The following is an 18083-nucleotide window of genomic DNA, read 5'->3' on the forward strand; positions in this document are numbered from 1 at the left end:
GATGACTCAGCCCTCGTCCGAGACGACAGCCGTGACCGCCGAGATCCACTACCGAACCACGAACTGGGACGCCTACGCCAGCGAGATGGAACAGCGCGGGGTCGAACTGGGCAGTTCTTCGTTCGAGTTCCACGCGAAATCGGATGGCGGGGACGTGACTGCGGAGGCCTCCGTCGAGTTGAAACAGAAGGCGATGCTCTCACAGATGACCGATGCGATGGTTTCGTCGCTCGACCCCAAGACGGACGCCGAGGCGCTGAAGGTTCTCCGTGCCTTCGAGCGGAGCGAGTTCCGGACCGCCCGCATGGATATGAACATGGACGAGGGGACGGTCACCGTCGAAGGCGGTGCGAAGTTCGACAACTTCTCCGCGCTCAGCACCGCCCTCGGTGACTCCTACGGCGGGATGAACGTCGCCAGCGTCGCCGGACGGACGAACGATGGCGAGACGACGACCTACGTCCGCGTCGAAGGACTGGTCAGTGTTGGCGTCCTCACTGAGGACGCCAAGGAAGAAGACGTGCGCGCACTGGCCGTCGCCGACTCGGAGACGACGATCTACCTCCCCGGCGAGTGGGATCGGGAGTTCCCCTCGATGGACACGGCGAACGTCTCGACGTATCTCGGCGTCGAACAGCAGAGTTCGGATTCCGATAGCAAGACCGGCGGGCAACCCGGCTTTGGCATCGGTGTAGCAGTCGCCGCCCTCGCGGGCGTCGCACTGCTCGCCCGCCGCGACTGAATCGGATTCCCACGAGTATTTCGCTGTGAATTTTTATCGCTGTAGCTCTGGCAGCGGATTCTTCGAGCAGTTCAGTTGGCACCAACCAGTTCCTCGACGTGGCGTTTCCCGAGAGCGATAGTGTCGTAGTCTTCGGTTCCGATTTCGAGGGTTGCTGTCCCTGACCAGTCGGCATCCGCTAGACCCGTGAATACCGTGTCGAAGTCGATGCGACCCATCCCGACCGGCAGATGTTCGTCACTATCGTTGCGCGTGTCGACCAGATGGAGGTGCCCGATTCGGTCGGCATATTCACGACAGAAACCGGCCATCTCGGTCGCCTCCATTCCGACGAGTAGTGCGTGACTGGTGTCGAACGTCATCGATACGTCGGGGTACCGCTCCAGCAGTTCCGGAACGGTCGTCGCGTCGTAATAGCTGGAGACGACGTTCTCGACGCACGGTTCCAACCCACGTTCGTAGGCCGCGGGAATCAAGTCGTCCAGTCCGCTGTGGACGAAGTCACGGCACTCTTCGTCCGTCCAGCCGAGATCCCAAGCGTCCGAAGAGGGATGAAACACGACTTTTTCCGCTCCGATGTCGGCCGCGAGATCCATACCGGCGGTGAGCTCTGCCACGGCACCCTCGCGAACGGGCGTAAACGGCGACCCTGGATCGACGGTGAACGGGAGATGGACGACGATGGCTACTCCGGCGGAAGCGAGTGTCGTCCGCATCGACTCACATCTATCGGCGATGCGTTCGCGGGCGTACGGGCCATCGAGCAGTAGCTCGACGAACTCGAACCCTTCGTTCTCTGCCCATTCGATGGCCTCGTCGAACACCATGTCGAGGCCGACAGTGAATCCGAGGTCGAGGTCGACATCTCGCTCGGGGTTTGACTCGCTAGTCGTCATCGGACTTATATCTCGATATTCCAACGAATATGGGTTTTGATTTCAGCTTCCATACCACTTCCTTCGAAAAATCGGGAACCGGTTACGCCGTCTCGTTGCCGAGCACGTCCGTCGTCACCGTCTTCTCGTAGTTCAGCGCGCCGAGTTCGATTCGTTCGGTGTAGCCGCGATACTCGACCACGACGTAGTAGGAGACCGCCAGGGTGCTCTCCTCACCACGGCGAAGGTGGGTCTTCCACCACGCGCCGAGTTTCAAGTTGTCGAGTGGGACGGTATCCCGAATCGTTCTCTCACTGTGGGGGGCGACTTCGATGGATTTCGCCTTCGACTCGTCCGAGAGGACGATATCGTTCATCGTCACGCGATAACCGATCTCGGTGATGCGGATCGAATCACCACGGTCGTTTCGCACCGTCGCAGACGACTCGATGGGCGTCTCGACCATCGTCGCCTCTCCCCACTCGGCCCGCGTGTTCGAGACGCTTCCGACCTGCTGGCCAGCGACGGAAAACTCCATCGTCGCGTTCGGATCGACCGGGCCGAGCATGTCCGTCGTCACCGTTCCGCGCTCCGCTTCACCACCGACGGGGAGGCGTGCGAAGCCAGATCGACCGTCACGTCACGCTGGACGACACGCGCCGTCTCTTCATCGTTGTTGACGTGGCTGACCCACCACCGCTGTATCTCGCGGTCGGTGATCTCACCCGAGAGTTCGAGTTCGGTGCGCCCTGGGCCGACCTTCTGGCTCGTCTCGCCCTCGACCAGTTGGATGTCGTTCATCAGCACCCGGTAGCTCGCGTCGACCGAGAGGTGGTCGGCGAACACCGACCCTGGTTCGTTCGGATTCGTCAAGACGGCGGTCGTTCGAACCCCGGTGTTGCCCGTCTCGGGGACGATCCACTCACTCTGAATCGACTGGAGTTTCGGCGGTTCGAACTCGGTTTCAGCGTTTCTCGGCACCGTCTCGGTGTTGGTCGCACCACCACCGAGCACGTCGGTGGTGAAGACGACGCGTTTACTCATGAACGGGAGTGCGACCCTCTCGGTCTTCCCGTCGGTCTGCATGCGGGCGTAGAACTCCACGTCCATCGTCGTCTTCTCACCGTTCTTCACGTGGCTCACCCACCACGCCGGAAGCTTGCCATTGTTGAACGTCGAGTCGATACCGAACGACGTCGTCTCGCCCGGTTTCACGTGTACCTCGCCGTCGGTCGTTCCTTCGGCGACGGTCACGTCGTTCATCGTGACGGTGTAGCCGAGTTGCGAGAAAACGATCTCGCCGGTGGTCGGATTCTCGACCGTCGCGGCGACGTTCAGTGGCGTTTTCTCTTTCGTCGCCGTCCCCCACGACGCTTCGGTCTTCGTGACCCGGAGGATCGTCTGGTTTCCGGCGGTCATCGTCTGCGTCTCGCTGTTTTCGAACGCAGAGAGGATATCGGTGGAGAAGCTGCGCTTCTGGGCGGGCATTTCTTTCGAGAACAGCGGGACGCTTACCGTCGGCGTGATGCTGACGGTCGTCTGCTCGCCGTTGTTGATGTGACTCGCCCACCACGCGGGAATCTTCCGGTTGTCCATCCGCGTCGCGATGGCTATCGTCGACTTCCCGGTCGGCAGACCGACGTTCCGACTCGTTCCCTCGGCGACCGTCACGTCGTTCATTCCGACCTCGTACTGCACGTCCATCACGCCGGGGACGCCGACGGAGTTCGGATTGTTCAGGGCGATCTCCGTCTGTATCTCCGTCTCGTCGGCGTTCACGGTTCCCCAGTCTGTCTGAACGTTCTCGACTGTCGGTTGGCTCACCGTCACGAGTCCCGACGTGAGCGCCACGCCGAGACCGCCAGCGGTTACGACGAGAAGCGATAACGCCGCGACGACGAGTTTTCCGAACAGGCTATGCAGTGCCATCGTCTTCCCACAATGATATGTCGTTTGCAGTATAGTTCATCACTGGGTCAATTCGTACCGAACCCCAAGTAAGTTTACCTGTATTATCCATCGTGAGAGTCGATGGTATGGGTTCGACCGAATGGAAATCCGACAGAAACAGTCTCTCCCTCGGCGGGTGGATCGGTCGCGTAGACGTCACATCGCTCTCCCGCAACCGACAGGACGACACGATAGCGGTCGTCCTCCGGCAGAACGCGAGCGACCTCCGCGTGATGGTCTGCCCGCTCCGAACCGAGTTCGACGTGGCCCGGTCGTATCGCGATGATTCCCTCGGGGCGCGCTAGACAGTTGCTTCCGGTGAAGCGCGCGACGAACGGCGATGCCGGACGCTCGAACACCGCCTCGGGCGTGCCGACCTGTTCCACCCTCCCGTCACGCATCACGGCGATCTTGTCCGCGAGGGCGCGCGCCGTCGTCCTGCTGTGGGTGACGTACACCGCCGTCTCGTCGGCGAGCAGTTCGGCGAGGTCTTCTCGGAGGGACTGGCGAGTCGGCACGTCCAGCGCCGAGAGCGGTTCGTCCAGCAGGAAAGCGTCTGGGCGGACGAGCAATGCCCGCGCCAACGCGACGCGCTGTTTCTCGCCCCCGGAGAGCGTCTTCGGGTAGCGGCCTGCAAGGTCGGACACGCCAAGCACGGCGAGCAGTTCGTCGGGGTCGCGTGTCTCGCGGTGGTAGCGGTCACCGAACGCGACGTTCTCGCGGACGGTCAGATGGGGAAAGAGGGCGTATTCCTGAAAGACGAATCCCAGACCGCGCTCCTCCGGCGGGCAGTCGGTCACATCTCGGCCGTCCAGCGAGACGGTTCCATCGTGGTCGTGAAACCCCGCGACTGCTTCCAACAGGAGCGATTTCCCGCTTCCGCTCGGGCCGAGGACGACGAGCGTTTCGCCCGACCTGACTTCGAGGTCGGCTTCGACGGTGAACTCCGATCCCTCCGCCGAAAACGCCGCCGTCACGTCGAGCGAGAGGCTCACGACCAGCCACCTCGGTCGTAGGCCAGCGACCGGACGAACAGGAAGATGCCGATACAGAGCGCGAGCAGAAGCGTCGCCACCGCCCCGCTCGCTTCCAGTCCCGACGAGAGGAATTCGTTGTAGATGAACACCGGTGCGTGTTGCACGCCGGAGATCTGCTCCATCGCTGGCGGGTAGAACACCGACACGCTGTAGGCGACGATGGCGACTGCGCCGAACTCCGAGACGGCCCGCGCCCACGCCAACACTCCACCGGTCAGCACGCCCCGAGCGGCCAGCGGCGCGGTCACGCGCTGGAACGTCTCCCACTCGTCGGCACCGAGCGTGCGGGCGGCCCGTTCGACGCGTGAATCGACACCTTCGAAGCCTTCACGGGCCGCGTTGACCGCGAACGGAGCACTGACGAACGTCATCGCCAGCACCATGCCCGTCATCGTCTGTAGCACGTCGAAGGAGTAGGTGAGTCCACCGAGAAGTGGAATATCGAGACGCAGTCCGAACAGCAATATGGACTCAGGAATCGAGAAATGAAGCCAATCGAACGCCCCTCCCTTCCCGAACGCGAACAACACCGCGAGTCCGGCCACGCTGTGCGGAACGACCAGTGGGAGGTCGACGAGGCTCTCGACGAGTGCCTGTCCGGGGAACCCACGAGCGAGCAGGACGGCGAGTGGAACGCCCAGCGCGACCGACGCCCCTGCTGCGAGCAGTGGTGCGTACACCGAGAGGAAGAGCGCCTGCTGTACTGCCGGGTCTGTCGCTGCCGACGCGAGCGCTGTCGGGTTCTGACGCGCGACGAGCATCAGCAGCGGGAGCGCCAGCGCCACGAGCAAGACAGTCCCGAGTGTCGCGGCGAGGACGCCGAACGTGCCACGGTCTGCTGAAAACGCGAGAATCGCGGCACTCACGACGGCGAAGATTGCGTATGCGCTCGGTCGTCCGGCGGCGAATGCAAGTGCGAACGCCACCAGTTGCACCGTGACGACGGCCAGCACTGACGGCCCTCTGCCGAATGCGAGCGTCGTTCGGTGGGTCGTCTCGGTGCTCACGGCCCTCAATTGGAACCGCACGGTCGAAGTGTCTTTCTCTATGTCATCCTTTAGCGTACCGTTCTATCCCCGGTTGGTCCCGTCTTGTACTATCATCGGTTATCCTCGGCTCAGTGTTCTGCGGCACGCACCAACTCGGCCACCTCTGCACGGATCTCGTCGCTGGCTGGTTGGTGTGGTCTGCGAGGCTGTCCCGCCGGTGCGCCGCGTTCGTGCATCGCTGCTTTCGCGGCAGGCACACCGTACCGCGTCGTGACGGCGCGGTTCAACTCGACGAGGTGGGCGTTCAACTGGCGGGCCTGTTCGTCCTGCCCGCCGCGATGGAGACGGTATATCTCGCTGGCGCGTTCCGGCGCAACGTTCGCTAGACCGAGGATACCACCGTCAGCACCGGCATCGAGCGCGGGGGCGTAGATGCTCCCGCTCCCGACGAGGAGGTCGAACGCCGCGTCTTCGGTGTGGGCACGCTCTCGCTGGAAGCGCGTCAGGTCGCCGCTGGAGTCTTTCATCCCGGCGATGTTCTCGTGGTCGGCTAGCTCGCCGACGAGTTCGGGCGACAGTGCGACGTCGGTGTAGGCCGGGACGCTGTAGAGGTAGATCGGAATCGGACTCTCGTCTGCGAGCGTGCGGTAGTAGTCGGCCATCGCCTCCTCGCCGTGTTTGAAGTAGAAGGGCGTCACGACGAGCGCGGCGTCGGCTCCCGCCTCCGCCGCGAGGTCGGTCTGACGGCGGGTCTCGCGGAGACCGGGATGGCCAGTTCCGGCGAGGACGGGGCCGTCAGCCGCTTCCGCGACGACCTCGACCACGCGAGCACGCTCTTCGACGCTCATCAGTTCCGCTTCGCTGTTCGATCCGCAGGGGACGATGAAATCCACGCCACGCGATTCGACCCAGTGGACGAGTTCGCGGAGGTCGGGTTCTTCGAGGTCGCCATCGTCGTCGAACGGTGTCACCAGTGGCACGCCGGTTCCGTGCATGTGTGCCTCCTCTCGTTCCGACCGCATGAATCCGGTGGTGGTCACACGGTCGTCTGACGCGGTTTTAAGTCATCACCGTACCCAGACGGGGATGGGCGCGCACAACACCTCTCTCCCATCCTCCCACTCCGCGCGCCCGGCACACCACCCACATCCTCCCCTCCCCGCTCTCCCGCACCTCCATTCCGAGAACGATACACGGTGAGCTGAATCGTCGTGATCACTATTGCTAGGGTCTCGTCACGCATAACTCGGATAGATCGAGGCGATCGTCGGAAGCGTCGAGTTCGCTGCTGACGATAGGTGTGACGAAACGCTAACGTTAGAAGCCACAGCAGCCGTCTTCGTGCATCTGCTCTGGGCGTCTTCATCGAATCACAGTGATCGTGTCCCCGTATCTTCCCGGTGAATGGGACTAAGCTCAGCCATCTCTAACAGATGCGGCTCCCCTGGATTCGTTTTCACGCTGTCGTCGAAGTCGCCGCAGGTTCGTTCTCACAGGCAATGCCTGTCACGATTAAACCGAACCCTGACACGTCTAAACGACACCTGACACTCCGGCAAACAGAACATAACAAAGGGGGGTCCGGTCTTTCGTAGAGATGCGCCCGACGGCTCGGGCGCGAAGCGTGTCGCAGTCTCGCGGTGGGTGTCCGGCGGTGCCGGGGGCTCTGGCGACGGGTTGGCTTCCCGTCACAGTGTCACCAATCTCCCCACGAAAGTTCTCGTCCCGGACGACCTTAGAACCCCGCACTGCCCAATCGTTTTTACTTTTCACCGCCGAACCCAGGGGCTTTCCTACGCCGATTCCTAAGGTCGTTCCTACGCTGACCCCTGAAGTCGTTCGCGCACCGCCGGGAGTGCATCCTGTGTGGCGATGAGTGCGACGCGGTCACCCGCTTCGATCTCCGTCCCAGGAAGCGGTATCGTCATTCGCTCCCGCGTGCGCCCGTGCGCGTAGATCCGCGCGTCGGTCGGAAGCTCGACCGACGTGACGTGCATGCCGACCACCGGCGATTCGTCTCCGATCCGCATCGTCGTCAACTGTAACTGCTCGGTTAAGTCCGCGATGACGTCGAAATCACCGCCGAGGAGCGCGGTCTTCGCGCCCGCTGCACCGAGACGCTCGGGGTAGATGACCTCGTCGACGTCGTCGGCGAACTTGTGGTAGATGTCTTCTCGGTAGTCTTCGTCGATACGCATGATGGTTCGGCAGCCGTGGTGTTTGCCGACCATGCAGGCCGCGAAGTTGACGTTCAGGTCGCCGGTCAGTCCGCCGACGGCGTCCGCCGTGTCGAGGCCCGCATCGGTCAACACGTCCTCGTCCGAGCCATCCCCTTCGATGACCTCGAACCCCTCTTTGCGCGCTCGCTTGGCCTTCTCTGCGTCATCTTCGACGAGTATCACCTCGTGACCTTCCTCGCCGAGCACACGTGCGGTTCGCAGTCCGACCCGACCAGAACCAACGATAACAAATCGCATGGTCGTCTAATGGAGCAGGTGGGACAAAAGCGTTAGTGAGGGTTGTCGAATTCTTGTTATTCTACTAGCGACACGAACTCACTTCGTCCCGAGGTAAATGGGAATCGCCCTATCAAACACATTGCTAGCCGACTGCCGTACATCAGGATGGTAAACAGCAGACCGAATCTACCAGAACCATAGCTGAACGATGCGATCACGAACTGAATCACGGCGAAGCGCGCGATGAGGAGTCGATTGCGCCGATTCGAACTCACCGAAGCTGGAAGTGCGAGTATGCTGATGAACGGAACGAGGACAGCGGGTGAGAACCGGACGACGTTCCAGGGTATCTCGCCCGTAAATCGAAGGTCTGTCGCCCATCGAGCACTGTCGGACGACTACCCCGACAGCTCTTCTTCGGCGTATATGAACCACATCTGATACGATCGGTGAATATCTTCTCTCGATTACGAATCTGACTGTATCATATGCGGACCGTGGTGGTGAAATCGCTCTCGAACTGAGAATTGAAAAGCCTAGGCCGGGATTTGAACCCGGGCTCTCGTCCTTACCAAGGACGCGCTTTACCGCTAAGCTACCCAGGCGCGGCATTCATTCCTACACGGGGAACCGTCTTTAGGCGTTTCGATTCGAGTCAGGGGTCGGTGGCAGACGACGGAGCTTCGTCCGTCCAGTTCGTTCGGTTACTCGACAGCTTCACCAACGTATCGACCGCGTCGTCGGAGAGCACCGTTGCTGATTCGTGTTCGGCGACCGTCGCGGCGAGTTGCTCGGCGTATCGCCTGGTTCCGGGGGGAACGTCGCCACCGACGATGGTCGTCCCGGCGACGACCGCGAGTTCGAACACGTCCGTATCGAGTGCGTGGTCGGCACCACGTTCGGTCTGGTCGCGTCCGAACGATTTGACGGTCTGCACAGCTTTGTCGGCGGCTTCCGTTCGAGCGAGGAGGGAGAAACCACGAGAGACCATCACGTCCGCCGCCAAGATGGCGATGTTGCTATCGGTGTTCGGCGGCTCCGTCTCCCACGGTTCGTCGAGTGCGAGCGTTCGTGTGAGCTGCAGCCCTTCGTAGATGAGTTGGACGCCAGCGGCGCGACTCTCGACCTCGGTCGTGCTGGCACCGCCACCGACTGCTCGTGCACTCAGTAGCGTCAACACGCCCGGAACCATTGCCGACGACTCCAGCAGTCCACCGATGTGGTCGCAGAGCCGCGCTGGCGTAATGTCTCCGATAGCCTCGCGCGCTGCCCCGCGCGCCCGGACGGCCTCTTCCATTGTCGGGTGGTTACGACGGAACTGCCAAAGACCTTTGGAAAGCGTCGCCAACAGGGTGGTATGATTCACGTGATCGACGGGTCGGAAATCAGAACAGTCACGATCGATCGTCCGGAGCGCCGAAACGCACTCACACCGGACGGGCTGGACGACCTCGCTCACGCCATCCGCGGGGCCGACCAGCCAGTCGTCTACCTCCGAGGGGAAGGAACCGCGTTCTGTGCTGGCGCTGACCTCGACGTCGTGGCGGATTTAGACCGCGAATCGGCGACCGAGTTCGCAGAACACGGCCAGCGAGTCGCGGACGAGATCGAACGCGCAGAAGGCGTCGTCGTCGCTGGAATCGACGGGGCAGCACGGGGTGGCGGTGTCGAACTGGTGCTGGCCTGTGACCTGCGCATCGCCACGCCAGACGCGACGTTCGCCGAACCGGGGGTTCGCCTCGGCATCTTCGGTGCGTGGGGTGGAACTGCTCGCCTCCCCGAGATCGTCGGGCTGGGTGACGCCCTCGACCTCGCTCTCTCCGGTCGAGTCGTGACTGCCGAAGAAGCCCGAACGATGGGGCTCGTCTCACGTATCACCGAAACCCCGCGTTCCGTGGCCGAAGAGATAGCGGCGAACGACCCCGATGCGCTTCGCGTCGTCAAGGCTCGTGTTCGTGATCGTTCTTCGATGGCTGTACAGACCGAGAGGGAAGCCGAAGCGTTCGGCGAGCTCGTGGCGGCGAACGCCTCGAACATCGCAGACCAGCGAGAGTAACGCGGCTCAGTGAGGGCGTCTTGCCGTGACTCCAGCAAGTCGGACGATGGAGAATTAGAGTAGTTCGGGCGATGGGGGAACAGCCCGCTTGTGCGCGCTTCGGTTGGACAGCGCAGCGATTCGTTCGACGTCTTCTTCCGTCGCTCCCTCGACCTGTCGTGCTGTCGCGGCGGCGGAGAACGGCCCATCGATGTGGAGCGCTAGAATCGCGTCGAGGGTGTCGTAGTCGATGCCGAGCTCCTCCTCGTCGGTCTGCCCCGCCCACAGCCCCGCAGTGGGTTCTTTCTCCGCGAGTTCGGTGGGGACGCCGATGTGCGTCGCGAGCTGGCGCACCTGCTGTTTGTAGAGATTGCCGATCGGGTGACAATCGACCGCACCGTCGCCGTATTTCGTGAAGTAGCCGACCAGTGCTTCGGTTCGATTTCCGGTGCCGAGCACGATCGACCCTTCGTGGTTGGCGACGAGATAGTTGAGCACCGCCCGCGTTCGTGCGCGAGCGTTGCCCACCGCCATCCGGTCGCCCTCCGCTTCGGGATAGGTGTCCAAGAACTCGTCGACGATGGGGTTGATCTCGAACACGTCGAAGGTGATCTCGAGTTCCTGGGCGACCCACTCGGCATCGCTCATGTTGTCGTCCCGGCTCACCGCCCCCGGCAGGACGAGTCCGTGGACGTTCTCCCGCCCGAGGGAATCGACTGCGAGGTAAGCCGTCAGCGTGCTGTCGATCCCGCCGGAGAGTCCGAGGACTGCCGAATCGGTTCCTGCGTCTTCGACTTTCTCGTGAATGAATGCGGTGATGTGCTCACGGTGGGCATCGAGTTCCGACTCCGAGAGTTCGAGGTCGATCATACCTGGCTGTTGGGTGGCTGATGACTAAAACCTCCTCTCCTGCCGTGGATTCGTAGCGGAGGTAGTCGCTGGCGCTAAGTTGAAGTGCAATCGGGGTGAAGGAAGTGACATGCGCCGGTGTCTGAGCAACTGAAGTGTCGTCAGGCTCGGCGCGAGCGGAGTGCAACGACGAGCGCGCCGGTGGTGACCAAATTCGAAGGATTTGCGATCCTCAGCGTGAACGAAGTGAGCGCCGGTGGTCTAGTGGCAGGACATGAGCTTCCCAAGCTCATAGCCCGGGTTCGACTCCCGGTCGGCGCACTCCACAGCCTTTCTAAAAACAACTACCAGAACACACCGTCTTCCCGCATCTCCAGCACCTCCTCCACACCATCTCCTCCAAACTTCATCGGCCTGCGCCACCACGGTCCCTTCCCCGAATCGCTGGACAGTTCGGTCACCACCCGATTCGCTTCCGACCCGTTCGCAGAGCTACTCAATGGAACCGCCGTCTCGTACAACCCCGACCCGTCATCCGAACCCACCAGCAACACCGCTGCGTCGAACTCCTCGCGTTTCACGTGGGCGTTGTTCTCGAACACGTCCTTCTGCCCATCGTCTAACGCCGCAAATTCGTCTCCCGAAATCGGCTTGCTGGCCAACCGAAACTGCCCGATGATGTACGCACCCCAGTCGGGAGCGATCCACGCTCGCTCTGGCTCTCCGACGGTCGAGAGCGTCGCGTAGAAGAAGACGTAATCGCTCGCATCGAGTTCGAGCAGAGGCCGCGCTTTCACGCCGAAGGGGTCGCCGTAGGTGTACCGCTCACAGCAGGGATACTCGGCGAACTCCGGGTCGAGGTGAACTGGTCGGTCTGCCGTTCCGTCCGGTAGTTCGACCGCGAGGTCGAGGTCGGCGTAGGTCGGCACGGGGCGACTGGTCGGCTCGGACTCCGGAATCGGGACGTACTCGAAGCTCCCGTCGGGATGAATCGGGCCGCGGACGCCGGGCTGGTTGGTGTTGGCGGCGACGTTGATAGCGACGGCACGGACCATTACCTCTGGATGGGGACGCAGGCGGGAAAAATGTGGCTCCGCCGACGCGGGTTACCACACGCCGAGCGGTTCGACGCACTGGCGGCAGAAGGTGTACTGCGCCCCGTTTTCCGTCCCACAATGCGGACACTGGCGGACGTTCGGATCGTCCTCGTGGAACTCTTCGAGGACGCTCTCCTTTCGCACGTCGTCAGGTGCGCTCTGCTCCGGCGTCGGTGGCGTCGAACGGAGCAGCGGTGAGTCCTCGTCACTCCGCAGGAACCGGTAGATGAGCAACTGGAGTCCCGCGAAGAGGACGATGTAGAGGACGATCCATCCCCAGACGTTCATGCTACGACGTGCCATACGTCGTCATGCTACTTGGTAGCTTCGCACAGGACTATCCGTCAGCTTTAGAATGGTCGTTGACGAGTGTCGGATATGGTTCACTCTCGCGTGCGGTATCTCGCTGTCGCCCTCGTGATTCTCTCCGCCCTCCTCGGCTATCAAGCCGCGACCGCCGACCAGAGCGTTCACGCCGAAACGGTGGCAGATGGCCCCTACCGCGGACACACGCTCATCAGCATCCAGAGCTACAAGCTGAACGGCAAACTCATCGAAGTGAACGAGGAAAACGAAGTCGTCTGGGAGTACGACCCGCCGAACTCGCGGGTCTTTGACGCGGAACAGCTCGACAACGGAAACTTCCTCGTCGGCGTGACGACGAAACTCCCGCCCGAACAGTGTCCCGCCGAGCAGTTGCAGGTCAACTCGGAGCAGTGTATCCAGGCCAAGGTGCTCGAGATAGACTACGAGACGAAGAACGTCGTCTGGAACTACTCGTGGTACGACGAGTACATCACGCATCACGAGGTTCACGACGTCGACCGCCTCGAAAACGGGCAGACAGCCATCATCGACATGGGCAACGACCGGGCGTTCACGGTCAACCGCGCAGGCGATATCACGTGGGAGTGGCACGCCGAGAAACATCTCGGCGAAGGAACCGAGTTCCGCGAACGGTACGGCGGGCCGCCGAATCCCGGTGGCGAGAAAGATTGGACGCACATGAACGACATCGACCGTCTGAAGAACGGCAACTTCCAGATCTCGGTGCGGAACTTCGACGTGGTCATCGAAGTCGATCCGAAGACGAACAAGATCGTCGACGTGGTCGGCGAACCCGGCAACCACAGCGTGATGCACGAACAGCACAACCCCGACCGTCTGGAGCGGTGGAACACGCTGCTCGTCGCCGACAGCCAGAACGACCGTGTCGTCGAGCTGAACGCCTCGACCGGCGAAGTGGTCTGGCAGTACGGCGGCAAGAAGCTGCTCCACTGGCCGCGTGACGCAGACCGACTGCCGAACGGGAACACGCTCATCGTGGACACGTTCAACAATCGCGTACTGGAGATCAACCCCGACGGCGAGGTCGTCTGGCGCTACGAAGGCGTGATGATGCCCTACACCGCAGACCGCCTCACCGTCCCCGAGAACTCGACTGACACCATCTCCGGTGCCGATTTTGAGAGTCGGTTCAGTGACTCTGACACCGCGACCGGACTCCTCCAACAGGCGGAAGCCTACGCGTCGTTCGTCTTTCCGGCGTGGGTACGCCTGCCGGAACTGTTCACGCTCCTCGGGATGGCGTTCGTGACCCTGTGGCTCCTCGGAGAACTTGGGGTCGCGGCCTATCGAGAGTACGCTGGCTAATCGTCCGGGGACGCTGGCTAAACGACGAACTCACGCCGGTTGAAGCTTGAGAACGCGGTCGTCCTGCGGGGCGGGACTCTCCGAACGCCCGTCTCGGTTGCTGGTCGTCACGTAGAGATGGTTGTCCGGCCCGGTGAACGCCGTTCGGAGGCGACCGTACTCACCTTCCAGCAGGCGCTCCTGTTCGACCACGTTCCTGCCGTCGATTCGCACTCGGTGGAGGTGTGCCCCCACGAGCGTTCCGAAGAAGAAGTCTCCCTGCCACTCACGAATCGGCCCGTCGTAGAAGGTCGCGCTTCCGGGTGCGATGGTCGGGGTGTAGGTCGTGATCGGATCGGTGAACTTCCCGGCTTCCCCGGTTACCTCGGGCCAGCCGTAGTTGTTTCCGGCTTCGAGGACGTTGATCTCGTCGTCCGTGGTGGGACCGTGCTCCGTGCTGAAGAGGGTATCCTCGCGAAACGCGAGACCCTGTGGGTTGCGGTGGCCGTAGGTGAACACCTCGTTCCCGAAGGGGTTGTCGGGATGTGGCTCGCCATCGAGTGTCAGTCTGAGGACTTTCCCGGCTAGCGACTCTTTGTTCTGCGATCGTTTTCTGGAATCCGCATCGCCCGTGGTGACGAACAGCGCGTCGTCGTGGATGGCGAGTCTGCCTCCATCGTGGATAGAGGACGCAGGAATCCCGTCGATGATGGTGCGCTCCGGGTCGAATCCGTCGTCGACCCGATGGCGGACGACTCGGTTTCGGAGTCCGTCAGCCGACTCGTAGGTCTGGTAGGTGTACGCCAGCGTCTCGTCGTCCGGGTGTAAGACGAGTCCGAGAAGTCCTCCCTCGCCACGATGTGCTATCTGCCCGGTGAAATCGGCGACGATCTTGTTCTGATTCGGGCGGATACGCCGGATACGCCCCGGTCGTTCGGTGAGATAGAGGTCGCCACTGGAATCGAACGCGATACCCCACGGCACTTCGAGATTCATGGCGACCGTCTTGACGCGCACACCCCGTCGTCGCTTCGTGGTCGAGGTCTCCGTCAGCCGACCGGACGACCCGATACACCCGGCGAGTCCACTGATACCGAGTGCTACCGACTGGAGGTAGGTGCGGCGTCGCATACTCCGTGCCACGACCCGGCGGGAGAAAAACGGTGCGGGTTAGTTCGACGGGTCGAGATCGCGCTCGAACTCGTCGAACTGCTCCATATCGTCGGGGAGTTCATAGTCGATCCGCCGCGATTCCTTCTCCGTCGGCGGCACGTCGTCGATGGGGACGGCCTCGTCCTCCCAGCCCGGCTTTATCTTGATGCTCTTCGCTGGCATCCCCACCGCGATGTGGTGAGCTGGAATGTCGCTCTGAACGACCGCCCGCGCACCGACGATGGCGTTCTCGCCGATCTTGAGACCCGCGCGAACCATCGCGTCGTAGGTGAGTCGCACGTCGTCTTCGATGATGGTGTGGAAGTTCGTCACCTCGGTCTGGTCGACCACGTCGTGGTCGTGACTGTAGATGTGAACGCCGTCGCTGATGGAACAGCGATTGCCGATGGTCAGCTTTCCGCGGTCGTCCAGATGCACGTCGTCGTGGATGACCGTGTTGTCGCCGACGGAGATGTTGTGCCCGTATGTCATCGTGACGCCCTTGAAGATACGGAGATCGTCGCCAGCCTCCTCGAAAAGATGGTTCGCGAGCACCTGGCGGAAGCGAAGCGCGAACTCCACGTTGTCGGCCATCGGCGTGTCATCGAACTGCCGCCAGAGCCACTGGAGATGCTTGGATTCGCGGAACTTCTCTTCGTCTTTCTCGGCGTAGTACTCGCTCTCCAGCGTCGAGTTACAGGGGTCGTAGCTCTGCAGTCGCACGCGCTCCGCGTTCGAAACCGGTTCGCCGCTTTTCCACGCTTCGTAGGCGTCCCGGTCACCGTGCAGATCGACGAGGATCTCCTCGACCACCTTGCACGTGTCCTCGTCACCTGCCAGACGTTCGTCTACTTCGTCGATGAAACCGCGAAGACCCGCTTCGGCGGATTCAGGAAGTGTGACATGTCGCTTTGTCATATATATCCCTCGAAATTCTTATCGGTTACTTACCGCCCGTAGGCAAAGGGGGTTTTGGTTGCGGCGGGGAGTGCATCTTCCTAACGCCACCGTTTCAACTCGAAATTTGGCCGACTGCGGCTTGTCTATTCCGTTCGAATTTCACTTTCACCGTGCACTGGCTGGACGCTGTTCGACATGGTATATTATGCTATCTGGGTTTCATCGTGGCCTCCATTCGTTCGGATGACCGAATCGCCGCGATCGCGTCGTCCTCGAAAGCCCCCGGTCCCCCCGCCGGGTCAGCGTCGCTCCGCTCGGCCGGTCGCCATGAGCGAACTGAATGGTGATCTCGCTGCGCTCCTCTCCGTTGTGATACCCGTCCCTCGCGCGGGCGCACCGCCGGCGCGCCTCCGCGCGCCACCGCGAGCAGGCCAACCAGCCGCCAAGCGTCCGCACCTGCCAATCACGAAAAGCGCCCGAGGGCTTTCGAGGACACTAGCGCAGAGGTAACTCGCTCGTCCGTTTTCCGGAACTTCACGACCAGCGAGCTAATCTCCGAATTACATGTACTGAAATACACTGATTTGTACTAAAACGTACTGGCTGAACGGAAGCCGAAGTACCGAGAGACGGCCGAACCACAGAAGAAGAAGATCAATAAAAACTCACCACTCCCCGTCCCGTTTTACGCGAGGAAGACGTGGCGCGGTCTGTCGGCCAGCACGTCTCGGCCCCAGTCGACGGTGTCGCTGAAGGCGTCGCTTCGGAAGAAGTCCATCGCGTCCTCTTTCGAGCGCCACTGGCTGGCGATGAACATGTCGTTTTCGTCCTCGTGGTTGGCCAGCAGTTCGGTGTCGAAGTGGCCCTCCATGTCGCCGAGTACACCACCGACCGTCTCGAACTTCTCGACGAAGTCCTCGCGGCGGTCGGGCTTGACGGTGTAGAACATTCCCATCGTCCCGAAGCCGCTCTCCTCGCCAGCGCGGGCGACGATCCCCGGTAGGTCGGCGAGGAACCCGCCTGCCGTCTCGGCGGCGCTCTGGGTCTTCCAGATGCTCACCACGGCGGAGCGTTCTTCGCCCTCGTACACCGCCGTCTTGACGTGCGTATCGTAGTGGTCGAAGTTGCTCCGCAGGCCATCGACCTCGTCGAACAGTTCGTCGGCGTCGGCCTCGGAATAGAGCACCATCGCGTACACGTCCTCGCCGTGGGGTTTTCCGGCGTAGATGTCGAGGTCTTCGAGTTCGCCGCGGATGTCACCCGATCCGGATTCGCCGTGACTGCTGTGGTCGTGCCCGCCATGGTCCTGTCCACCGCTTCCGTGGCCGTGCTGCGAATCATCACCGTGTTGGTGCCCGCCTTCGTCCCCGTGTGCGTGCGTGCTCGCACCCTCCTGCTCGCCGTGTGCGTGAGCGTGTCCGTGTTCGTGTCCGCTCCCGTGTGCGTGGGCGTCGTCCGGCGTCGGAACGTCCTCGCCGGCCATGAACGCCGGGAGGTCGGCAGGTGGGAACCGGCGACCGAAGTAGAACGACCCGAACTCGGCGTAGCGCGAACTCGCCTCGTCGAAGCGCATCTCGTAGAGCAGGTCTTTGATGTACGTCGGGTCGTTACTGAACAGGTCGACACCCCACTCGAAGTCGTCCATCCCGATACTGCCCGTGATGATCTGGGTGACCTTTCCGGCGTAGCCTTTGCCGATCTCGCCGTGGCTCGCCATCATCTCGGCTCGCTCGTCGAACGGCGTGTCGTACCAGTTGTCCTCGCCGAGTCTGCGCTTGTTCATCGGATAGAAGCAGACGAACTCCGCGTCCGGGATGTCCGGATACAGTTTGCTCGCCACGTACCGGGCCATCCCGGTGTCCCCGATGTCCTCGGGCGCTTTCACCATCTCGTCGGAGGTGTAGCCACCGACCTCCGTTACGGAGACGTAGGAGTCGGCTCGCTCGGTGAATTCTGAGAACTCGGTTCGCTCGAAGGCTCTCTCGGCGGTGTCGAGGGTGGCCACCGTCGGCCGGAAGTGGACAACCAACAGGTCGGCCTCGTGTCCCATGATGCTGAACACGGCGGACGATCCGTCCTCGGCGTCGGTGACGCTCTCGTGTGCTTGCAGGAACTCGATTCCGTCGTCCAGTGCGCTTTCACGGACTCGCTCGGGGGCGTCTCGCCACGCATTCCAGTCGATGGTTCGGAAATCGTGGAGCGCGTACCACCCTTCGCGGGTCGGTGGGGCTTTTCTCGGCATGCGCGAGGGTTAGTAGTGACCGGACAAGGATGTTTTGAGTCGGTCGTGCGAACGTTTCGTCGTTTCGGTGGTTAGTCTAACTGCGGTCGGTGTCGCTCCGACCGAAAGCCTTTCAAAATCACGA

General features: G+C 62.0%; 17 protein-coding genes and 2 tRNA genes. 4 read left to right on the forward strand and 15 right to left on the reverse strand.

The features are described 5' to 3' along the window. Window position 1 precedes the first annotated feature (1 nt). Window positions 2-742 (forward strand): PGF-CTERM sorting domain-containing protein, encoded by a 741-nt coding sequence (locus tag ACR3FE_RS16180; RefSeq protein ID WP_458208342.1) that lies wholly within the window; start codon window positions 2-4, stop codon window positions 740-742. A 71-nt stretch (window positions 743-813) separates the two neighbouring features. Here the strand turns inward: ACR3FE_RS16180 and ACR3FE_RS16185 are convergent, their stop codons facing one another. From ACR3FE_RS16185 to ACR3FE_RS16225, 9 genes are all read right to left on the reverse strand, one after another. After that, window positions 814-1638, reverse strand: coding sequence for a sugar phosphate isomerase/epimerase family protein (locus tag ACR3FE_RS16185; RefSeq protein WP_458208343.1), 825 nt, complete (start codon window positions 1636-1638; stop codon window positions 814-816). A gap of 82 nt (window positions 1639-1720) precedes the next feature. After that, complete coding sequence (locus ACR3FE_RS16190) at window positions 1721-2197, reverse strand: LEA type 2 family protein (RefSeq protein ID WP_458208345.1); 477 nt, start codon at window positions 2195-2197, stop codon at window positions 1721-1723. Then, window positions 2194-3546, reverse strand: a complete 1353-nt coding sequence (locus tag ACR3FE_RS16195; RefSeq protein WP_458208347.1) for an LEA type 2 family protein — start codon at window positions 3544-3546, stop codon at window positions 2194-2196. The genes ACR3FE_RS16190 and ACR3FE_RS16195 overlap by 4 nt, the downstream gene beginning before the upstream one ends. A gap of 83 nt (window positions 3547-3629) precedes the next feature. Then, on the reverse strand, window positions 3630-4562 hold the full coding sequence (locus tag ACR3FE_RS16200; RefSeq protein WP_458208349.1) for an ABC transporter ATP-binding protein: 933 nt from the start codon (window positions 4560-4562) through the stop codon (window positions 3630-3632). Next, a complete protein-coding gene (locus tag ACR3FE_RS16205; protein WP_458208351.1) occupies window positions 4559-5611 on the reverse strand; it encodes an ABC transporter permease in 1053 nt (350 codons plus the stop codon). Before ACR3FE_RS16205 ends, ACR3FE_RS16200 begins: the two co-directional genes overlap by 4 nt. A 110-nt stretch (window positions 5612-5721) precedes the next feature. Continuing rightward, window positions 5722-6588, reverse strand: coding sequence for a dihydrodipicolinate synthase family protein (locus tag ACR3FE_RS16210; RefSeq protein WP_458208527.1), 867 nt, complete (start codon window positions 6586-6588; stop codon window positions 5722-5724). Between the two features lie 822 nt (window positions 6589-7410). Then, on the reverse strand, window positions 7411-8070 hold the full coding sequence (locus tag ACR3FE_RS16215; protein WP_458208353.1) for a potassium channel family protein: 660 nt from the start codon (window positions 8068-8070) through the stop codon (window positions 7411-7413). A gap of 515 nt (window positions 8071-8585) precedes the next feature. After that, a tRNA-Thr gene (locus tag ACR3FE_RS16220) sits at window positions 8586-8657 on the reverse strand. 50 nt (window positions 8658-8707) lie between these two features. After that, window positions 8708-9349 carry a DUF7114 family protein gene (locus ACR3FE_RS16225; protein WP_458208354.1) on the reverse strand — a complete coding sequence of 214 codons (642 nt, stop codon included), beginning with the start codon at window positions 9347-9349 and terminating at the stop codon, window positions 8708-8710. A gap of 60 nt (window positions 9350-9409) precedes the next feature. Between ACR3FE_RS16225 and ACR3FE_RS16230 the strand changes: the two genes are divergently transcribed. Next, the gene (locus ACR3FE_RS16230) at window positions 9410-10108 is read left to right on the forward strand and encodes an enoyl-CoA hydratase/isomerase family protein (protein WP_458208355.1); all 699 of its coding nucleotides are present in this window, start codon (window positions 9410-9412) and stop codon (window positions 10106-10108) included. 54 nt (window positions 10109-10162) lie between these two features. Here the strand turns inward: ACR3FE_RS16230 and ACR3FE_RS16235 are convergent, their stop codons facing one another. Continuing rightward, a complete protein-coding gene (locus ACR3FE_RS16235; protein WP_458208357.1) occupies window positions 10163-10957 on the reverse strand; it encodes an NAD+ synthase in 795 nt (264 codons plus the stop codon). Between the two features lie 229 nt (window positions 10958-11186). Between ACR3FE_RS16235 and ACR3FE_RS16240 the strand changes: the two genes are divergently transcribed. Further along, window positions 11187-11257 (forward strand) — tRNA-Gly (locus ACR3FE_RS16240). 23 nt (window positions 11258-11280) lie between these two features. Here the strand turns inward: ACR3FE_RS16240 and ACR3FE_RS16245 are convergent. Continuing rightward, the gene (locus tag ACR3FE_RS16245; RefSeq protein ID WP_458208359.1) at window positions 11281-11991 is read right to left on the reverse strand and encodes an Nmad3 family putative nucleotide modification protein; all 711 of its coding nucleotides are present in this window, start codon (window positions 11989-11991) and stop codon (window positions 11281-11283) included. A 51-nt stretch (window positions 11992-12042) separates the two neighbouring features. Then, window positions 12043-12336: a DUF7577 domain-containing protein gene (locus ACR3FE_RS16250; protein ID WP_458208361.1), complete on the reverse strand. Its 294-nt coding sequence runs from the start codon at window positions 12334-12336 to the stop codon at window positions 12043-12045. Between the two features lie 75 nt (window positions 12337-12411). On the opposite strand from ACR3FE_RS16250, the gene ACR3FE_RS16255 reads away from it, so the two are divergent. Further along, window positions 12412-13686, forward strand: a complete 1275-nt coding sequence (locus ACR3FE_RS16255) for an aryl-sulfate sulfotransferase (RefSeq protein WP_458208363.1) — start codon at window positions 12412-12414, stop codon at window positions 13684-13686. 30 nt (window positions 13687-13716) lie between these two features. Here the strand turns inward: ACR3FE_RS16255 and ACR3FE_RS16260 are convergent, their stop codons facing one another. The 3 genes from ACR3FE_RS16260 to ACR3FE_RS16270 form a co-directional block, all read right to left on the reverse strand. Continuing rightward, window positions 13717-14796, reverse strand: coding sequence for a PQQ-dependent sugar dehydrogenase (locus tag ACR3FE_RS16260; RefSeq protein ID WP_458208364.1), 1080 nt, complete (start codon window positions 14794-14796; stop codon window positions 13717-13719). 39 nt (window positions 14797-14835) lie between these two features. Next, entirely contained in the window at window positions 14836-15735 is a 900-nt protein-coding gene (locus ACR3FE_RS16265; protein WP_458208366.1) for an acyltransferase, read from the reverse strand. A gap of 667 nt (window positions 15736-16402) precedes the next feature. Beyond that, entirely contained in the window at window positions 16403-17959 is a 1557-nt protein-coding gene (locus ACR3FE_RS16270) for a heme-binding protein (protein ID WP_458208368.1), read from the reverse strand. Window positions 17960-18083: the final 124 nt, after the last annotated feature.

Source organism: Haladaptatus rarus, assembly GCF_054177585.1.

Coding starts and splice junctions, on each gene's coding strand:
- ACR3FE_RS16245 (WP_458208359.1), bottom strand. CDS start 11,991: ATGGTCCGTGCCGTCGCTATCAACGTCGCCGCCAACACCAACCAGCCC.
- ACR3FE_RS16255 (WP_458208363.1), top strand. CDS start 12,412: ATGGTTCACTCTCGCGTGCGGTATCTCGCTGTCGCCCTCGTGATTCTC.
- ACR3FE_RS16210 (WP_458208527.1), bottom strand. CDS start 6,588: ATGCACGGAACCGGCGTGCCACTGGTGACACCGTTCGACGACGATGGC.
- ACR3FE_RS16235 (WP_458208357.1), bottom strand. CDS start 10,957: ATGATCGACCTCGAACTCTCGGAGTCGGAACTCGATGCCCACCGTGAG.
- ACR3FE_RS16270 (WP_458208368.1), bottom strand. CDS start 17,959: ATGCCGAGAAAAGCCCCACCGACCCGCGAAGGGTGGTACGCGCTCCAC.
- ACR3FE_RS16260 (WP_458208364.1), bottom strand. CDS start 14,796: ATGCGACGCCGCACCTACCTCCAGTCGGTAGCACTCGGTATCAGTGGA.
- ACR3FE_RS16185 (WP_458208343.1), bottom strand. CDS start 1,638: ATGACGACTAGCGAGTCAAACCCCGAGCGAGATGTCGACCTCGACCTC.
- ACR3FE_RS16265 (WP_458208366.1), bottom strand. CDS start 15,735: ATGACAAAGCGACATGTCACACTTCCTGAATCCGCCGAAGCGGGTCTT.
- ACR3FE_RS16180 (WP_458208342.1), top strand. CDS start 2: ATGACTCAGCCCTCGTCCGAGACGACAGCCGTGACCGCCGAGATCCAC.
- ACR3FE_RS16195 (WP_458208347.1), bottom strand. CDS start 3,546: ATGGCACTGCATAGCCTGTTCGGAAAACTCGTCGTCGCGGCGTTATCG.
- ACR3FE_RS16230 (WP_458208355.1), top strand. CDS start 9,410: ATGATTCACGTGATCGACGGGTCGGAAATCAGAACAGTCACGATCGAT.
- ACR3FE_RS16215 (WP_458208353.1), bottom strand. CDS start 8,070: ATGCGATTTGTTATCGTTGGTTCTGGTCGGGTCGGACTGCGAACCGCA.
- ACR3FE_RS16225 (WP_458208354.1), bottom strand. CDS start 9,349: ATGGAAGAGGCCGTCCGGGCGCGCGGGGCAGCGCGCGAGGCTATCGGA.
- ACR3FE_RS16250 (WP_458208361.1), bottom strand. CDS start 12,336: ATGGCACGTCGTAGCATGAACGTCTGGGGATGGATCGTCCTCTACATC.